Annotated in this window: 16 protein-coding genes; 9 read left to right on the top strand and 7 right to left on the bottom strand. The window is 61.3% G+C overall.

All coding sequences use genetic code 11. The features are described from left to right. Positions 1–101: 101 nt before the first annotated feature. On the bottom strand, positions 102–1,568 hold the full coding sequence (locus HXS65_RS04335) for an aldehyde dehydrogenase family protein (RefSeq protein WP_176493216.1): 1,467 nt from the start codon (positions 1,566–1,568) through the stop codon (positions 102–104). 136 nt (positions 1,569–1,704) lie between these two features. Between HXS65_RS04335 and HXS65_RS04330 the strand changes: the two genes are divergently transcribed. Next, the gene (locus HXS65_RS04330; RefSeq protein WP_052384432.1) at positions 1,705–1,917 is read left to right on the top strand and encodes a DUF3820 family protein; all 213 of its coding nucleotides are present in this window, start codon (positions 1,705–1,707) and stop codon (positions 1,915–1,917) included. A gap of 17 nt (positions 1,918–1,934) precedes the next feature. Here HXS65_RS04330 and HXS65_RS04325 read toward each other — a convergent pair whose 3' ends face one another. Together HXS65_RS04325 and HXS65_RS04320 are read right to left on the bottom strand one after the other, a co-directional pair. Next, the gene (locus HXS65_RS04325) at positions 1,935–3,023 is read right to left on the bottom strand and encodes an NAD-dependent epimerase/dehydratase family protein (RefSeq protein WP_176493215.1); all 1,089 of its coding nucleotides are present in this window, start codon (positions 3,021–3,023) and stop codon (positions 1,935–1,937) included. A 59-nt stretch (positions 3,024–3,082) separates the two neighbouring features. Further along, positions 3,083–3,466: a hypothetical protein gene (locus tag HXS65_RS04320; RefSeq protein ID WP_176493214.1), complete on the bottom strand. Its 384-nt coding sequence runs from the start codon at positions 3,464–3,466 to the stop codon at positions 3,083–3,085. 216 nt (positions 3,467–3,682) lie between these two features. On the opposite strand from HXS65_RS04320, the gene HXS65_RS04315 reads away from it, so the two are divergent. The 6 genes from HXS65_RS04315 (at position 3,683) to HXS65_RS04290 (ending at position 7,804) form a co-directional block, all read left to right on the top strand. Further along, entirely contained in the window at positions 3,683–4,087 is a 405-nt protein-coding gene (locus HXS65_RS04315) for a helix-turn-helix transcriptional regulator (RefSeq protein ID WP_176493213.1), read from the top strand. After that, positions 4,080–4,511 (top strand): arsenate reductase (glutaredoxin), encoded by a 432-nt coding sequence (arsC, locus tag HXS65_RS04310; protein ID WP_176493212.1) that lies wholly within the window; start codon positions 4,080–4,082, stop codon positions 4,509–4,511. The genes HXS65_RS04315 and arsC overlap by 8 nt, the downstream gene beginning before the upstream one ends. 63 nt (positions 4,512–4,574) lie before the next feature. Beyond that, positions 4,575–5,297, top strand: a complete 723-nt coding sequence (arsH, locus tag HXS65_RS04305) for an arsenical resistance protein ArsH (RefSeq protein ID WP_375782203.1) — start codon at positions 4,575–4,577, stop codon at positions 5,295–5,297. Positions 5,298–5,358: 61 nt separating this feature from the next. Next, entirely contained in the window at positions 5,359–6,672 is a 1,314-nt protein-coding gene (locus tag HXS65_RS04300; RefSeq protein WP_176493210.1) for an arsenic transporter, read from the top strand. Positions 6,673–6,730: 58 nt separating this feature from the next. After that, positions 6,731–6,901, top strand: a complete 171-nt coding sequence (locus HXS65_RS04295; protein ID WP_176493208.1) for a hypothetical protein — start codon at positions 6,731–6,733, stop codon at positions 6,899–6,901. 33 nt (positions 6,902–6,934) lie between these two features. Next, a complete protein-coding gene (locus HXS65_RS04290) occupies positions 6,935–7,804 on the top strand; it encodes a DUF1989 domain-containing protein (RefSeq protein WP_176493207.1) in 870 nt (289 codons plus the stop codon). A gap of 93 nt (positions 7,805–7,897) precedes the next feature. Here HXS65_RS04290 and HXS65_RS04285 read toward each other — a convergent pair whose 3' ends face one another. From HXS65_RS04285 to HXS65_RS04275, 3 genes are all read right to left on the bottom strand, one after another. After that, a complete protein-coding gene (locus tag HXS65_RS04285) occupies positions 7,898–8,548 on the bottom strand; it encodes an HD-GYP domain-containing protein (RefSeq protein WP_176493205.1) in 651 nt (216 codons plus the stop codon). Positions 8,549–8,769: 221 nt separating this feature from the next. Beyond that, complete coding sequence (locus tag HXS65_RS04280) at positions 8,770–9,672, bottom strand: LysR family transcriptional regulator (RefSeq protein WP_077376882.1); 903 nt, start codon at positions 9,670–9,672, stop codon at positions 8,770–8,772. 226 nt (positions 9,673–9,898) lie between these two features. Beyond that, positions 9,899–12,079, bottom strand: a complete 2,181-nt coding sequence (locus HXS65_RS04275; protein WP_255304413.1) for a TonB-dependent siderophore receptor — start codon at positions 12,077–12,079, stop codon at positions 9,899–9,901. Between the two features lie 388 nt (positions 12,080–12,467). Between HXS65_RS04275 and HXS65_RS04270 the strand changes: the two genes are divergently transcribed. Together HXS65_RS04270 and HXS65_RS04265 are read left to right on the top strand one after the other, a co-directional pair. Further along, positions 12,468–12,989: a TetR/AcrR family transcriptional regulator gene (locus HXS65_RS04270; protein WP_176493204.1), complete on the top strand. Its 522-nt coding sequence runs from the start codon at positions 12,468–12,470 to the stop codon at positions 12,987–12,989. Positions 12,990–13,062: 73 nt separating this feature from the next. Then, positions 13,063–13,563, top strand: a complete 501-nt coding sequence (locus tag HXS65_RS04265) for a hypothetical protein (protein WP_255304412.1) — start codon at positions 13,063–13,065, stop codon at positions 13,561–13,563. Between the two features lie 60 nt (positions 13,564–13,623). On the opposite strand, the gene yghU is transcribed toward HXS65_RS04265, so the two are convergent. After that, complete coding sequence (gene yghU, locus HXS65_RS04260) at positions 13,624–14,487, bottom strand: glutathione-dependent disulfide-bond oxidoreductase (RefSeq protein ID WP_084208800.1); 864 nt, start codon at positions 14,485–14,487, stop codon at positions 13,624–13,626. Positions 14,488–14,586 lie beyond the last annotated feature (99 nt).

Raw genomic sequence — 14,586 nt, 5'->3', positions numbered from 1 at the left:
TCACCATGACATGTCTGCATTACTCACCATCAAAAACGCCCCGCTCAGCCAGAAGGCTGAGCGGGGCGTTGTTTGTCATGCGCAACTACAGATAAGAGGGATCAGAACGGATACTGACGTGGCTCGACCTGCAGACTGACCCATTGATCGGTGGTGAATTCCTCCAGCACCCAGTCGCCATTGAAGCGCCCAAGGCCTGAATTCTTCTCGCCGCCAAAGGGCGCGCGTGGATCATCATTCACCGGCATGTCATTGACGTGCACCATGCCCGCCTCGACCTTAAGCGCGAAGCGCTCGCCGCGTGCGATATCCGCGGTGAAGACGGAGGCCGAGAGGCCATATTCGGTGCCATTGGCAAGTTCCAGCGCATGCGCTTCATCACGGGCTTTCTGGATGCCGACCACCGGGCCGAAGATCTCGTTCTGCGCCAGGCTCATGTCATTGGTGACATCGGTGAACACATGCGGCGGCACCAGCTGACCCTGCGCCTCGCCCTCAAGCATCACCTTGGCGCCCTCGCCCTTGGCCGTCTCGATCATCTCGAGCAGACCATTACGCTGCTTGGCATTGATGATCGGCCCGATGACGGTATCGTCCTGGGCGGGGTTGCCGACCTTCAGCTCACGGGCACGCGCCACGAAGCGATCGACGAAGGCGTCATGGACCGACGCATCGACGATGATGCGGTTGATGGCCATGCAGATCTGCCCTTGATGCAGGAACTTGCCGACCAGCGCGGCGTCCACCGCCTGCTCGATGTTCGCATCGTCAAGCACCACGAAGGGGCTGTTGCCGCCCAGCTCCAAGGCAACCTGCTTGAGATGATCACCACCGACGGCGCGACTACCGATACCCTTGCCCACCTGGGTGGAACCAGTGAAGGAGATCAGCCTCGGTACCTCGTGATCCACGAAGGCATCGCCGATCTCGCTGCCGGCACCGACCACCACGCTCAAGACGCCGGCAGGCAGCCCCGCCTCCTCGAACAATCTGGCCAGCAGCAGGCCGCCGGTCAGCGGGGTATCACTGGCCGGCTTTATGACGACGCTGTTGCCGAGTGCCAGTGCCGGCGCCAGGGAACGCTGGGTCAGATGCAGCGGGAAATTCCACGGGCTGATGATGCCGATGACACCCAGCGGCTTGCGGAAGACACGGCTCTCCTTGCCCGGTACCTGAGCCTCCATCACCATCCCGGCCACGCGATTGGCCATCGCGGCGGACTCCAGCGTGATCGCACGGGCCGCCGCCAGTTCCGCCTGAGCCTTGAGGCGGGTACTGCCCGACTCACGCACCAGCCAGCCGAGCAACTCCTCGCGTCGCTCGTCCATCAGCTCCACCACCTTGTGCATCACGCCAGCGCGCTCGCTCGCCGGTGTTAGAGCCCAGTCAGGCTGGACATCACGCGCCCTGCGATAGCTGGCATCGAGATCCTCGGCATTGGCCATGGGAATCGAGAGCAGCGAGCTCTGATCGAAGGGATCCACCACCTCAAGCGTCCTGCCGGCTCGGCCGTTACGCCATTCTCCGGCGAGGGGTAGCTGCTCGAGGTTCTGATAGTCGCGGGACATGAGTCACTCCGTATCATGAGTATGATCAGGACATGGCGGTGCCGGAGCAAAACCCAACCGTTGCATCACAGCTGTGCCAGAATGGCACCTGCAACTGACCAGACCGTCCTTAACCGAGTGGAATGAGAGTCACTGGATGAGCCCCGAAGATCTGCAGAAACTGACGACCCGCCAGATGCCCTATGGCAAGTACGCCGGACGCTTGATTGCCGACCTGCCCGGCGATTACCTGGGCTGGTTTGCGCGCAAGGGATTTCCGCAAGGCGAGATAGGTCGCTTGCTGGCGCTGATGCACGAGATAGATCACAACGGGTTGAATGCCCTGTTGGAGCCGCTGCGACGTCGCTGACATGCAGAAGATGAGGTTCACGACAGGCGGCCGCTGGCCTCCAGTTGATCGAACATGTCGTGCAGCGTCGTCTCGAGGGGCCGGTAGATCAGCCCCAGCTGCTCACGGCTGCGGGTATTGTCGAACACGAAGGCATGCCCCACGTTGCGTGAGACGATCTTGCGGGTCACCGCCCTGTTGGCCAGCGGACCCGCCAGCCACACCAGCCATCTGGGCAGCTGGCGAATGGGAATCGCATATTGCGGGCCGGCGTGATGACTCAACAGGCGCCCCAGCGCGATGAAGCTTGAGGAGTGCCCGGCGACCAGATGACGCCCGGTGGCCGTGGGCAAGAATCCCGCCGCCAGATGCGCCTCGGCGACATCCCGCACATCCACCACGCCCATGCCGTAATCCGGCGCGCCTATCCTGAGCGTGACGTCACATAGCTGCGTCATCAGGCTGAAGGATTCGCCGTGCGTGTCATCGCTGATCGCGGGGCCGAGCACCAGCGAGGGATTGATCACCACCAGCCGCCAGCGCGACTGCTGCTCGGCGATCTGCCAGGCGGCCTGTTCCGCCAGCGTCTTGGAGTGGGAGTAGGCCTGGTGTGTCAGCGACGCCGTAGTATTCCAGACACTCTCGTCGAAACAGCCACGCGGGGTGTCCAGCGCATCGGCATTGTCACTGTAGATGGCAGCACAACTGCTGGTCAGCACCACGCGTTCGACACTGCTCTGACGATTGGCTTCCTGGAGCACGTTACGCGTGCCCTCCACTGCTGGCCGCACCAGATCTCGCTGTGCATCCTCGACACTGACGACAAAAGGCGAGGCGGTGTGAAAGACCACCGCACACCCCGCCATCGCCTCGGCGTAAGAGCCCTGCTCGAGCAGATCACTGGCGAAGACGCGCAGCTTGCCCGACATGCTGTCTTCCAGTGCCTTGAGTGCCGCCAGACGCTCGGTGTTACCTGGATCCCGCACGGCGGCATGCACTGTCAGACCCTCCTGCAGCAAGCGACGGATCAGCTGTCCCGCCACATACCCCGTCGCTCCTGTCACCAGAACGGGGTGCGACCTGTCCAGATGAGCCAATGCGGCTAGCGTATTGTCATTGAGCGGCATGGAGAGGCCTCAGGGAAGGGGAAAACAGCGGGAATCGCTCTCTGCCTGGGAGCCCCCTCTCAAGCGGACAGCTTGACGAACCAGGTCCACAGGCCGCCGAGAATCAGCGACTCGGCAGCAAAGCGGAACAGATGACGCATGTCGATGCCATCCAGCATCAACCCCATCAGGCGTGCCGTCATGATGCCGGCGATACCCGCCACGGCGAGTGTCACCAGCACCGGCAACACTCCCAGACCGATCGGCGGATACATCAGCAGGTACCCTACCGCGATGACCCAGCCCCAGCGAATCCGGCGAGAGATCGCCGCGCCCGTTTGTCTGGGCACGGTCAAGGGCGTGTCATCCGAGCCCTTGAAGCGATTGACCAGCTCCGGCACTGCCGCAAGCAGCACCCCCGCCGCCAGCACGAAGCCCCCCAGAATCTGCAATACCATCATCATCGTGCCATCTTCCCTTGTCCGGTAATCAATGGCGCACATGCTACCAAGACTGTGCGGGCTTTGCCTGACCGGAATACGCGCCCTCACAAATCCTCGAGAATGGCCAAGGGCTATCTGCACCCATTCTTTCCTCCGGGCACCTTCCCATATGCGGCACGCTGATCTATCATCGCACCATCGTCATTTCGATAAGTCTCGACATATGGACAAGATGATATGAATGATACTGACAGCCTGCCCGACCCGCAGGCCACGCTGGACACCTTCGCGGCGCTATCCCAGGCCACGCGTCTGGACACGTTTCGCCTTCTGGTACGCCATGAACCAGAGGGACTACCGGCCGGCGAGATCGCCCGTCGTCTCGAGGTGCCGCACAACACGCTCTCGACTCATCTGGGCGTGTTGAGTCGCGCGGGGCTGATCCACTCCCAGCGCGAGGGCCGTTCGCTGATCTACCGCGCCAACCTCGAGCACATGCTCGCCACCGTGCAGTTTCTGGTACGCGACTGCTGTGCTGGCTCCTCGGTGGTCTGCGATCCGTTGCTGGCCTCTCTCACCCTGCCCAGCTGCGGTAACGCCCACACTCCCGGTACGTCGCAGGAGCCCGGAAACGATGACTGAATCCACTCGCTCTTCCCACACGATCACGATCTACCACAACCCGGCCTGCGGCACGTCACGCAATGTGCTGGCCATGCTCAAGGCCTCCGGTGAGACACCGGAAGTCATCGAGTATCTGGTCACACCCCCGACGCGCGAGACGCTGGAAGCATTGATCGACGCCATGGGCGGTGGACCGCGCCCGCTGCTGCGCCGCAAGGGTACGCCTTTTGAGGAGCTCAATCTGGATGACCCGTCCATGAGCGATGCCGAGCTGATCGACGCCATGATGGCCCACCCGATCCTGATCAATCGCCCCATCGTGGTCACGCCCGCAGCCACGCGCCTGTGCCGCCCGTCGGAGACGGTACTGGAGCTTCTGGACAATCCGGTCGCGCAATACACCAAGGAAGACGGCGACGTCGTCCACGCCCCCAGGACCTGAATCATGAACGCACACACTCCCGACACGTCTCACCTGCTGACAGAAGACAATATGACCGACGCGATGAAAGCGGCACTGGCCGACCTGCCCAATATCGATGCCGAACACTGGCGACCGCTGGAAATCGACCGCCTGGTCGGCCCGGATGCTCCACGTCATGCGCCGCGCATACTGGTGCTGTACGGCTCCCTGCGTGAGCGTTCCTTCTCGCGCTTTGCCGCCGAGGAAGCGGCGCGCCTGCTGCGCGCCTTCGGTGCCGAGGTGCGCCTGTACTCGCCGGCCGGCCTGCCATTGCCGGATGACTGCGAGGCCGATCACCCCAAGGTGCAGGAGCTGCGCGAGCTGGCTCAGTGGTCCGAGGGCATGCTCTGGGCCAGCCCTGAACGTCATGGCGCGATGACCTCGATCATGAAGGCGCAGATCGACTGGATTCCGCTGTCACTGGGCGGCGTACGTCCTACCCAGGGCAAGACACTTGCCATCCTTCAGGTCAGCGGCGGCAGCCAGAGCTTCAACAGCGTCAACCAGATGCGCATTCTGGGGCGCTGGATGCGCATGCTGACCATCCCCAACCAGTCGTCCGTGCCGCGCGCCTTCAATGAATTCGATGAAAACGGCCGCATGCGCATGTCACCGCTGTATCTGCGCATCGTCGATGTCTGTGAAGAGCTGATGAAGTTCACCTGGATGAACCGCGAGCGCAGTGACTATCTGACCGAGCGCTATTCCGAGCGTGTCGAGAGTGCCGAAGAGGTCTCGAAACGCGTCAATCAGAGCACGATCTGACGCTGTCCGTGTTCGCACACGTCGTGCTTCTCTTGCTCTTCCCCCTCGACAAGGAGACGTCATGCTTGCCTTGGCAATCTTCGTCATCACGCTGGCACTGGTGATCTGGCAACCACGCGGTCTGGGCATCGGCACCAGTGCACTGGGCGGCGCCGTGATCGCACTGGTCTGCGGCGTGGTCACGCTGCCGGACGTACTGGTGGTGTGGGACATCGTCTGGGACGCCACCTTCACCTTCGTGGCGCTGATCATCATCTCGCTGATTCTCGATGAAGCGGGCTTCTTCAGCTGGGCGGCACTGCATGTCGCACGCTGGGGCGGCGGCAACGGACGCAGGCTGTTCCCGCTCATCGTGCTGCTAGGCGCGGTGATCGCGGCCTTCTTCGCCAATGATGGCGCGGCCCTTTTGCTGACACCGATCGTGATCGCGATTCTGGTACGCCTGGAATTCTCGGCGGCGGCCTCGCTGGCCTTCATCATCGCCACAGGGTTCGTGGCGGATTCCACCAGCCTGCCGCTGGTGATCTCGAATCTGGTCAACATCGTCAGTGCCAACTACTTCGATATCTCCTTCACGCATTACGCCGCGGTGATGGTACCGGTGGATCTGATCGCACTGGCCGCCACGCTGATCGTGCTGTGGCTGATGTTCCGCAAGGAACTACCGTCAGACTATGCGCTGGAGAAACTCGAGGCACCGTCGAGCGCCATCAAGGACCCCCAGGTCTTCCGCGCGGCCTTTCCGCTGCTGGGGGTGCTGCTGGTGTCCTACTTCGTGACCGCGCCCTTGGGCATCCCGCTCGCCGTCGTCACCGGCAGCGCCGCGCTGATGCTGCTGGCCATCGCCGGGCGCTGGCTGGGCAGCGGTGATGCCGTGATCGAACTCGGCCCGGTGCTGCGCGGTGCGCCGTGGCAGATCGTGCTGTTCTCGGTCGGCATGTACCTGGTGGTCTACGGGCTGGGCAATGCCGGCTTGACCGACCACGCCAGCGACATCCTCGCCTGGCTTGCCAGCCAGGGCAGTCTGATCGCCACCCTCGGTACCGGCGTGCTGGCTGCCGCCACCGCCTCGGTGATGAACAACATGCCGGCCACGCTGATCGGCGCGCTGGCCATCGACCACCTCACCGCGCAGCAGGTCAGCGACGCGACGCGTGAGCTGATGGTCTACGCCAACGTGATCGGCAATGATCTGGGCCCCAAGTTCACCCCGATCGGCAGTCTCGCCACACTGCTGTGGCTGCATGTGCTCGATCAGAAAGGCCATCACATCAGCTGGGGGCAATACATGAAGGTCGGCCTGATCCTTACGCCGCCGGTGCTGATCGCCACCCTGCTCGGCCTGTGGGCCTGGCTGGGCGTGCTCAATGGCTGATCAGATCTGCTGTCGGCCAAGAGACACCCTTGGCCTGAGGGCAACATTGGACTCAGGAATGAAACAGAACTGGCGCAGGGAGCAATCCCTGCGCCAGTTCTGTTTCATCCTCCCGAAGGTTTCATTGTCGCCGAAAAATGTACTGAAGCGCCTGACGTGGCAATCTGACAGTGGACGTCGTCCTTGCTCGATTTCATTATCCGACAATGCCGCCATCGATCCTCAATGAGAGACCAGACCTAACAACCCCGGGAGTCCTGTCATGAGTGATGTACCTGCCGCCTATCAAGCCAGCAAGGGGTCGATTCTGGACATCGATCGCGACTTCTACGACAGCCTCACCGAAGGCAAGGCCGAGCGCACACTGGTCGCGACCCATACCGTGCCGCTGCGCGATGGCCTGGCATGGGAAGTGCCGGCCGGCCACGTGCTGCGCATCAAGATCACCGAGGGATCACAGGTCGGTGATTTCAACATGTGGAATCTGCACAATCCGCGTGAACGCATGTGGGCGTCTCGCACCCGCCAGCTGCAGCGCGCGCATGTCAGCACCTATGATCGCCTGTGGTCCACACTGCCCTACCTGCGCCCGATGGCGACCATCATCGATGACACCCTCGCCGACTATGGTGTCGATGCAGAAGGCGGTCGCGTGCATGACCTGCTGGGCACGCGCTGCGACCCTTACGTCAATCGCCTGCTGACCGGCGAGGACTTCGATCACCACTGCCACTCCAATCTGGTCCGCGCGGTGGCGCCCTGGGGCCTGACCGAATTCGATATCCACGATGTGCTCAACATCTTCCAGTGCACCGGCCTCAACAACGAAGACAAGTACTTCATGAAGGCCTGCCCGGCACGCAAGGGCGATTATCTGGAGTTCTTCGCCGAGACAGATCTGCTGTGCGCGATGTCCTGTTGTCCGGGTGGCGATCTGTCAGTGGACCTGTGGGGCCCTGATGCGCGTGACCCGCTGGAGACCTGCAACCCGCTCGGTGTGGAGATCTACCGGCTGGAAGGTGATGTTCTCGCAGACTGGGAGTCGCCCAAGATCGCGGCCTATGCCGGCAACCACGGCCGCCAGCACCCCGCCACCGATTGGGCCGCCATCAAGCGTGAGCGCTGCTGTTGATGACGCATTGCTCGCATGGCACTTAAACTTCAAAGGCCCCTGTCGATGTTCATGACAGGGGCCTTTGAATGTCCCGAAGAGACATCACCACGCTCAATCACTTCGTGTCTGATCAAGCAACTGATGATGCACCGCGAGCAGTTCCTTCCAGAGGGGTGAGAGGCGACCGATCAACTGCGGATCGAACTGACGCCCGGCCTGGGCAACGAACAAGGCGATCAATCTGTCCAGCGGCCATCCCGCCTTGTAGGCCCGAGGAGACGCCAATGCATCAAAGACATCCATGAGCCCGACCACTCGGCAATGCAAGGGCAGTGCCTGCGTCATGATCTGGCCAGGGTAGCCAGAGCCATCCCAGCATTCGTGATGCCCTACCGCAATCTCGATACTCAGCGTACGCAGCGGCTCCCCTAGCGTGTCGAGCAGCAGGCCACCTTCACTCGCATGGCACTGCATCAGGCAGCGCTCCTCTGGTATCAGCGCTCGTGGCGCCTGCAGTAACTCGCGAGGGATAGAGAGCTTGCCGATATCATGCAGCAGCGCCGCATGGTGCAGTGCCTGCAAGGAAAGACTGCGCGCCTGCGGGTCGAGCAGCCTGGCATAGAGCGAGGCCGAAAGCCCTGCCACCCGCCAGGAATGCGCCAGGGTGTCAGCGTCATGTCGGTACAGCCGTTCCAACAGGTCAAGCGCCTCCGACGCGAGCGTCGCCACACCGTAGGGCGGTTGATGAAGGTAATTCGGCAAGTGGCGCATTCAGACTGACAACGCACTGGCCAATGCAGCGATCAGGTTCATGAGCGACTCCCTGTCAGATTGATCCCACCTGGAAACTCCGTGACTTGCCGCCAGCACATCGCGCACGCAATGCGTGAATCCCCAGCGGTTTCCCACTGAAGGCCGACATTCACAGGAGCATCGTGCTCCTAATCAACTCAGCATGACTCACTTGGTAATGAAGCACACAATCAGGCATTGCGCTCATCAAACCAGGTGACCAGATGTTCGATCAGACGCATGGTACGCAGCGGACGATGGCGCTCACGATGGTAGATCAATGACAACGGCACATCCGCCGGCTGCCAATCCTGCAGGATTTCCTTGAGCTCTCCGCTTGCGATGGCGTCATCACAGTAGAGTCTGGGCACGCGAATGATGCCGTTGCCGGCCAGGGCACCACTGACCAGCACATGCCCGTTGCGACACTGCAACTGGGCACTGATATCCACCTGTGTCTCGCTTTTCGGGTCATGTCGGGCGCGAAAGCTCCAGCGCGCGACCGAGCCCACCAGGCAGCGGTGAGCCTGCAGGCCACCGGGAGTTTGCGGTGAGCCATGCCGCGAAAGATAGTCAGGACTCGCCACGACCACATAGGACAGAGTCGCCAGCGGACGAGCAATGAAATCGGCATCCTCGAGTGCACCCATGCGCAGGGCGATATCGAAGTCATCGCGAATCAGATTCACGCGATGACTGCTGAAATCCAGTTCGATCTCGACCTCCGGCCAGGCCTGCATGAAGGCGTGAACGGCTGGCCCCAGCAGACGCTCGCCGATGGGGCCCCCGACACTGTTGAGCCGAATCCGACCGCGCATGGCGTTACGCTCTTCACGCACCAGCGTCACGATCTGCGCCATGTCGCCCAGCGCACTACGACATTGCGCGTGGAGAAGATGACCACTCTCGGTGAGCCGCAACGAGCGAGTGGAACGCTGCATCAAAGTAACGCCCAGCAGCTTCTCCAGCGCGGTGACCTGCTTGGACACCTGTGAACGCGATACGCCCAACGTCTCGGCGGCCCGGGTGAAACTGCCGTGATCCGCTGTCATGACAAAGGCACGGATATCGGCAAGGGGAAGCGAGTCGAGCATGTGAAGCTCTCCGGACAGTAGTGACATCGAATGAAGGAAGAGACCCTCGAGACGTCAGTCTATCAGCCAATCCGATTGAATCAGCGGCAGGACCCGATACGTCAGGCCCCGATGTCGAGTCGTCGCAACGCATCAGGGGCGCATTGGAGCGCCCCTGGTCCACGACAGTTGCCTGTCGTCCCCTCTTCATAAAGAGCAATCAGCTCATAAAGAGCAATCAGCGGTGTTACCAGCCCACGCTGGCCGACAGGGTAATTCCCATCGGATCGCCCACCAGTACGCGCGTGTCACCGCCACTGCCGTAGTAATAGGCGGTATCGAACAGATTCTTCGCATTCAGCTTGAATTCTGTGTCTGGCCCGAAGATGTCGTGACGCCAGCCGACGAAGGCATCCGCCACGGTGTAGGCATCCATCGAGAAGCTGTTGTCGTCGTCACCTTCACGCTCACCGACGTAGCGCACGCCACCGCCGACACGCCACTCGCCGTAGGATGGATCAATCGCCAGATCATGTGCCAGATAGAGGCTGGCCGCGTTGAGCGCCGCGTTCGGCAGACGATTGCCCTCGGTGCCTTCGGTATCCTCCAGCACTTCGGTATCGGTGTAGGCATAGCTGAACAGCAAGGAAGTACGATCCGTCAGGGCGCCTTCGAGGCTGAATTCCAGGCCTTGCGAGCCGGCTTCACCGATGGTGCGAGTCACCCCATTGTCAGTGACTGCGACGTTTTCCTTACGGATCTGGTAGAGCGCCACAGACGTCGCCAGACGCGGATTCCACTGACGCTTGTAACCGATCTCATAGCCCTTGCCGAGCTCAGGGTCGAGGCTCTCGCCACTGTCGCTGTCGCTGCCGTTGGGCACGAAGGATTCGCTGTAGCTGAGGTACGCGGAGCTGGCATCGTCGATGCGATACAGCAGGTTCGCGGAGGGCAGGAACAGGTCATCGCTGTAATCGGGGTCAGACACGAAGTCCTCGCCCTGCCCGCTCTGCTGATCAAACCAGGTGTAGCGCCCGCCAAGGCCCAGAATCCACTTGTCACTCAGATACCAGCGGTCGCTGACATAGACCCCGATGGCCTGACTCTCGTCGAGACGATTGCTGCGCGAGGTGTTGATGTCGTCGGAGGTCACCTGAGCCAGCTGGCCGTGATTCACGTCGGTGACGGTGGAGACCGTGACGGAGTCGCCGAAATAGCGCTCATCCAGATAGTCGCGGGTGGTCTCGTAATCGGCACCGATGACCAGCTGGTGACGCTGCCCCGCGATCTCGACATCACCCATGGCGTCCAGCGCCGTGTAGTGCTCGCTGCGTTCATAGCCCTGGTTCTCTTCGGCGCGCACGGTCACATCACCGCTGTCGCTGACATTCGTGACGTTGGCGCGCGCATCGCTGTACTGACGACGCGTCCAGCCGTAGGTCAGCTTCATGTCCCAGTTGTCGGTGACTTCCTGCTTCCACCAGGCATTGACGGACTCGTCATGGCCATAGACGCGGTTCCAGGATTCATCGAAACGCGTGCCACGCGTGACGTTGGCGGCGCTGCCGTTGTAGAAGACGGTGCCACGATCGATATCCAGCTCGTAGTCCTGATACTCGTAGCTGATCTGGGCGCTGCTGTGCTCGCCCTCCCAACGCAAGGACGGGGCGATGGTGGTGCGGCGGTCATTGCCGTACTCGCGCCAGGAGTCCTCATCCTCATGCGACAGGATGAAGCGATAGGCCAGGCCGGTATCCTCGATGGGACCGGTAGTGTCCAGGGTGGTATTGCCACCGCCGAAGGAGCTGACTTCACCGCTGATCTCGGTGTGCGTCTCGTACTGCGGACGCTTGGTGACCATGTTGATCACGCCGCCGGGGTTCTGCTGGCCCTGGAAGAGCGATGACGGCCCCTTGAGGACTTCGACGCGGTCCACCGTCGCCGTGGTGTAGGTACGGCGCGGCTGACGGATGCCATCGATCAGCATCGAGCCATCGCTGTTGCTGCCGAAGCCTCGCTTGACGAAGCCATCCTCGGTGCCCCCCAGCGTATTGCCCAGCTGAATGCCAGCCACCGGCTGCAGCGACTCTTCCAAGTCATCGAGATTGAAGTCGTGCATGACCTGCCGGGTCACCACATTGATGGTGCGGGCCTGCTCGAGAAACTCCACCGACTGCTTGTTGGCAAGGCTTGAGGCCTCTGCACGGTAACTGCCCGGCGCCACTTCCGATTCCCGCTGGCCGGTGACCACCATCACCGAGCTTGCGACTGCCGAGGCGTCCTGTGCCGACTCACCTGCCGCCAGTGTGGTACTCGGCAATGCCATGAGGCTGAAGACCAGACAGGAAAATGGCCCCTTGCTCTTGCTGACGGTGCTCTTGCTGACGGTATTCTTGTTGACGACGTGGTTACGAGAATGACTTGGCACCTGGAACCCTTCTATGTGATGTGCCAGCGTCCTGCTGAATCAACATCTCGCCCTGTATTCGACAGAGCATGGCCATGACTGACGCCCCCTGCGCCAGCAAATTGAGCGCGAATGATAATCTTTACCATAAAGTGTCGCAACGTTATCTCGAGAATCCAGCCAGCAGGTGGCCGAAATCATCGCCATTGGTCGTGATGAAAGCAGTCTCTTGCGCTCTGGGGACAGGATGTCGTTCCTCATTGAGGACCGCACGTGGGTCGCCGAGCCATCAAAGGGGGGGGTGACGAGCGGGACAATGCTGCAGGACATTGACACAGGGAGAATGAACGCTCTACCCTGCAGAGGTAGAACAAACGCTCTCCCTGAAATCTTCGACGATGGTCCTTCCATGATTCAGCACGACATCGCCGCTCGCCTGGAAGCCCTCTTCAGCCAGCGTGGCTTCGCAGAACCCAGTGTGTCAGAGCTCAAGGCTGCCTCTGGCGTGAGCCTACGCACCCTCTACCGACATTTTCCTTCCAAGGAAAGCATGGTCATCGGTGCCCTCCAGCATCGCCATGAGCGCTACCTCGCCTTTCTTGAGGACGAGGTGCCCAGCGATGGCGCCGCTGCGCTCAGTCATCTTTACCGACGACTGGGCCACTGGATGAAGCACGAAGCCCCCAATGGCTGCATGTCGATCAATGCGTTGGCGGCCTTCCCTGACAATCGTGACGTCAGTGATGCCGTCACCCGTCACAAGCGGGAAACCCTCCATTGGCTTGGCACGCGCAGTCGCCGGGAAGATCTCGCCAACGAATTGTTCCTGATTCATGAAGGGGCATCCTCGGCCTGGCTGGTACTGGGCGACACAGCGATCGAAGCGGCACTTTCCACCACCCTCACCCTCCTGGGAGAGTCTCGTAAATGAGCGCTGTATCCACACGCCATGACACCATGCCGATATCTATCTGACCGGCCACGGCGGCCCGGAGGTGCTGGAAGTGCGCGACGACATCCCCCGTCCGGTTCCCGGCCCGCGCGACGTACTGGTGCGCGTCGGGGCTGCTGGCATCAACAACACCGACATCAACACACGCCTGGCGTGGTACTCCAAGGGCGATGGCGGCTTCGCCGAATACACCAAGGTGGCAGCACGCCATGCACACCCCATCAAGAGCGCACTGAGCGATGTGGAACTGGCCTCATTCCCATGTTCCTACTCCACCGCCGAGAACCTGCTGACACGCACGCAGCTTGCCAAGGGGGAACGCGTGTTGATCACCGGCGCCTCAGGGGGCGTCGGCTCTGCAGCCGTTCAGCTCGCCAAGGCACGTGGTGCTCATGTGATCGCCATCACCAGCGCTGCCAAGGCAGAGTCGCTGCCCAGGCCGTCTTCCAGCAGAAAGGTCATGTGGGCAAGGTCGTGCTCAAGGTTTGCCAGGACTGAGTCAGTTTCCTCAGGGACTGATGGCCAGAATGCAAAAGGGCTACCCGATGGGTAGCCCTTTTTGATTGCCAGACAGCGGCAACTTCACAAGACATTAGACATTGTGTCTTGAGGGTCAGTCGGCGCGCTTGTCTTCGGTATTGGTGTCGAAGTCACTCGCCGAATGGCGTTCGATCAGCTGCTCATGCGGCTCCCCCCAGAAACGATTGACCATGCGACCACGCTTGACCGCAGGACGCTCGGCAATCGACTTGGCCCAGCGCTGCACATGGGGGTAGTCCTGCACGGAAAGGAACTCGGCAGCGTCATAGAGCTTGCCTTCGACAAGCGCGCCATACCAGGCATAGATGGCGATATCCGCGATGCTGTATTCGTCACCGGCGATATAGGCGTTGTCGGCCAGCTGACGATCCAGCACGTCCAGTTGACGCTTGGTCTCCATCGCGAAACGGTTGATCGGATACTCCATCTTCTCCGGGGCGTAGGCATAGAAGTGGCCAAAGCCTCCACCCAGATACGGCGCGGAGCCCATCTGCCAGAACAGCCAGTTCATGACCTCGACCCGCTTGGCCGGCTCCTTGGGGATGAGCGCGCCGAACTTGTCCGCAAGATGCAGCAGGATGGAACCGGACTCGAAGACACGCACAGGCGTGTCGCCACTTCTATCCATCAGCGCGGGAATCTTCGAATTGGGATTGATCGCGACGAAGTCACTGCCGAACTGATCGCCATCACCGATGCGGATCGGCCAGGCATCATATTCCGCACCGGAATGTCCGAGCGCCAGCAGCTCCTCGAACATGATGGTGGCCTTCACACCGTTCGGTGTCGCCATGGAGTAGAGCTGGAAGGGATGCTCCCCGACCGGCAGCTCCTGGTCATGCGTCGGTCCGGCAATAGGCCGATTGGTGCTGGCAAACTTGCCGCCACTTTCACTTTCCCATGTCCAGACCTTGGGTGGCTGATAGCTGTCGCTCATACCCTTGACTCCTTGGCATCCTGTTGAAGCTTCAAGACTTCGATGGCGTCAGAAACGTCGGTGTTGTGGCGCTCTGACTCGGTAGCCCAGTTATGACGG

This window comes from Cobetia sp. 5-25-4-2, assembly GCF_013374075.1.
Classification (GTDB): Bacteria; Pseudomonadota; Gammaproteobacteria; order Pseudomonadales; family Halomonadaceae; genus Cobetia; species Cobetia marina.
Note: the sequence above shows the minus strand (reverse complement) of the source record. Positions and strands in the feature narration are given on the sequence as shown.